The organism is Psychromarinibacter sediminicola (genome assembly GCF_029168335.1).
In the GTDB taxonomy this organism is placed as follows: Bacteria; Pseudomonadota; Alphaproteobacteria; order Rhodobacterales; family Rhodobacteraceae; genus Psychromarinibacter; species Psychromarinibacter sediminicola.
On the sequence record NZ_JARGYC010000158.1, the window covers coordinates 1 to 3,029 of the forward strand.

Genomic DNA, 3,029 nt, shown 5'->3' on the forward strand with positions numbered 1-3,029 from the left:
GAGTAGAAGAGAATGCCAGCAACGCCTGGAAGCGCAACGGAGCTTCGGGAGGCAGTAAGATCCTTGGTCGACGAAGCGCTTAGAAACGGGGTACGACCAGAAACCGCCGCGGCGATACTGACGATTGAAGCCGAGGAAGCGCGCTGCGGAGTCACTCGGCTGCCATAAGCTGTTGGCCGGGCAGCACGACGGGCATCCGCATTACAGTGTAATTCCTCTTGTCGGCCGGATCGTGATACGGCTCGCCCGCGCGCTCCAGTGGGAAGCCGAGTTGACGCAGCACACGGATCAGTGCGACGGCCGAGATTCCCATGTACTCCGCTACGCCGTTCCCGGCGGCGATGTCGTAGAGCCCATTACCGATAGCTTGTAGGCAGGCGGAACGGTCGCTTTGCGTCTTCAGGTCCGGCGAGATGACCAGCCGCGTCATCTCCCAGACGAACGGAGACACGATGTCGGCGGCCATGGCCTCGCGCGGGATCGTATCCAAGGTGCCCTCGCGCGCATCGCGCAGCATGTAGGTATGCTTGCCCCAGCGTGATGTGGTGGGCATTACCCGAGTACCGCCGATAACCTCGCAGTCGCGCACGCAGAGCGAATACCAAGCCGTTGGGTTGTCGTACTGGTCCATCTCGTAGCGGTCGTCATGCGGAATGTCCCACTTCAGGGCGTCCACAAAAAACCGCTTTCGCAGGGCCAGGTACTGGAAATAGGCTGGCCCGTGCTCGTGCAAGGTCGACAGGTCGAATGTGATGGTATGCATGGGCGCCCCCTTCCAGGAGGGGGATTTAGCCCAATTTACGCCTCATTGTGAACAAATTTTCCACAGACCGGCAAATTTATCCACAGCGTGGATTGTCTGGAAACGATGTCAGATCAAACCATAACTTGTGGCCATGGTGGCCGCATGGGTACTAGTCTTAGCGTTCAGCTTGGATTTCGCGTTCTTTAGCCGCTGCTTTACCGCCCCCTCACTGACACCAAGAAGACACGCAATTTCCTTCATCAGAAGGCCGTTCTTGATCATTCCGAGCGCCTCCAGTTCCGCCCGCGTGAGATTCGTCGGAGGTATGTACGAATCATGCAAGCCCTGCAGAGTCCGCTGAAGTACTGCGATTTCGTCATCCTCAAACTCTCGATCCGGCCGGGCGAAAGAGCCGAAACTGCGCTGGCCGTGAGACTCTTGATCGATGCAGGAGACCGCCGCACCATAAACCAGTCCGAACTCCGCTGCATGGTCCAGGACGCCCCGCGGGTCGGGGATGTTGATCTCACTCCAGCGCACCGCTCCTGTGGAGGCGTACAGCCAGTTCATGACCGGGTCGGCCATCACGTAGCCGCGCTTGCCAAAGGTCTCTACCCAGTCCGCAGGGAACCGGTTCTGCTCGAACATGGGGAGGGCAAAGCTGATACGGATGGCGAAAAAGAATCCAGAGGGCGAAAGCTCCGAAAACAGATTGGCGTCAAGGTCGGCACCCAATTCAATGCCCATATGCTGTTGCATTCTATGTCTTTCGTTCGGTTTCGCAGCGCACCCCAGAGAGCAGCATAGCAAGGTTTAGGGCGTTTGGTTGGCGGGAAAATGAAAAGAGCATAACTTTTCTCGAGACCTGCCGCGTCCATGGTCCCCGCCGCCGTCGTGGGAAGCGCGCCCCCTCACTGGCACAACGTCGATTTGGCGTTTGGTGCTTGGCGGGGACGTGCTCGGGCAGTTCGTTTCCCGGGGAGCTATCACGTACTAATTCTGTTCTCTTTCGCGTTAACCAATCGTACTCGGGACGTTCCTTGAACATCGATGACAAGGCGAGCCATACTCCGCCGAAACATGGGGGTCGCCATATGAAGCATGCTCTTTTTGCCATCGCCATCTTAGCTGCGCCGGCCCAAGCAATCGAAATGTGCGATTCCGGCCCACGCGATACATGCGTCGTGGACGGAGATACGTTTTGGTACGAAGGCGAGAAGATACGGATGCAGGGCTATGACACGCCGGAGCCTCAGACCAATCTGTGCGGAGGCGAGCGCGAAAGAAGCCTTGCTGACCGAGCCTCAGAACGATTGCTGCAGCTCTTGAACAGCGGTCAGATATCAATCGAGCGGACTGGGGAGGACCAATACGGTCGTACTGTCGCGGTTGTCCGAAGGGATGGCGTTGACGTTGGTGACATCCTGATTTCCGAGGGGCTCGCTCGGCGCTGGCCCGACGGTTGCGAATTCTGGTGTCAGCCCTGCAACTGAAGGTTCTCGGAAAGTCAGATTGGCGGTGCGTCCGCTCCCGATTGCTGCGAAGTCACACGTTTAGAGGAGATATTTCGGAAGATGATACACTCGGGTTCTCTGGCGCTGCTTCCTGCGCTCTTTCTTGCCGCAGCATCCTGGGGGCAAGAGCTCCCGGCGCAGCAGAACGCCATCCTTCTCTTTTCGTGCGGCGACGGCGACCGAATGGCGCTCTTGCAAAGGCAAGCGGATGGCAGAGCAAGTCTGACACTGGCGGCATCATCCGAAGAAGGCGGCACGACGGAAGGGGGCCGAAATCTCGTGGATGGATGGGAAAGCGCTCCCGGCGTCTACTTCTTCCGTACGGACGACGGGTTTCTTCGCTTCTCGGAAGGTGAATTGCTTGAAGTCGGCGCGGAGAGCGAGAGCAAGTCGCTTTGCACCCGGAGTGAGGCCCAGGAGCTTGTCGAATTCGCTTGGGCTTCGGCTCAGTCGTCGCTGCGCTCCCGGCTCTCGCAGCTGGAGACAACGCTGAACGAGACCGACGCCGAGCGGCTGGCCCAGCAGGCGGCGCTGGAGGAGCTGCGGCGCGAGCTGGAGGCGGCGCAGACCGAGCTGGACGAGGCCGAGGCGGCGCGGCTGGCGGAGGCGGCCGCCGTCGAGGAACTGCGCGCCCGGGTGTCGGAGCTGGAAACCGACCTGAGCGACGAGGAGGCAGCGCGGCTGGCCGAAGCGGCGGCGGCGGAGGCGCTGCGCGAGCGGCTGGCGGATGCCGATGCCGAGCTGTCGGCGATGACGCTGAACCTGGAGGA

Annotated in this window: 3 protein-coding genes and 1 pseudogene; 2 read left to right on the top strand and 2 right to left on the bottom strand. The window is 60.1% G+C overall.

What is annotated here, in order from left to right; translation table 11 throughout:
- Positions 1–151: 151 nt before the first annotated feature.
- Positions 152–763, bottom strand: a complete 612-nt coding sequence (locus P1J78_RS24435; RefSeq protein WP_275569982.1) for an acyl-homoserine-lactone synthase — start codon at positions 761–763, stop codon at positions 152–154.
- A gap of 108 nt (positions 764–871) precedes the next feature.
- Positions 872–1,492, bottom strand: coding sequence for a helix-turn-helix transcriptional regulator (locus tag P1J78_RS24440; RefSeq protein WP_275569983.1), 621 nt, complete (start codon positions 1,490–1,492; stop codon positions 872–874).
- Positions 1,493–1,785: 293 nt separating this feature from the next.
- Here P1J78_RS24440 and P1J78_RS24445 point away from each other — a divergent pair, with 293 nt between their 5' ends.
- Together P1J78_RS24445 and P1J78_RS24450 are read left to right on the top strand one after the other, a co-directional pair.
- A complete protein-coding gene (locus tag P1J78_RS24445) occupies positions 1,786–2,238 on the top strand; it encodes a thermonuclease family protein (RefSeq protein WP_275569984.1) in 453 nt (150 codons plus the stop codon).
- A 378-nt stretch (positions 2,239–2,616) separates the two neighbouring features.
- A pseudogene (locus P1J78_RS24450) lies at positions 2,617–3,029 on the top strand (peptidoglycan -binding protein); the annotation flags it as partial.

Coding starts and splice junctions, on each gene's coding strand:
- P1J78_RS24440 (WP_275569983.1), bottom strand. CDS start 1,492: ATGGGCATTGAATTGGGTGCCGACCTTGACGCCAATCTGTTTTCGGAG.
- P1J78_RS24435 (WP_275569982.1), bottom strand. CDS start 763: ATGCATACCATCACATTCGACCTGTCGACCTTGCACGAGCACGGGCCA.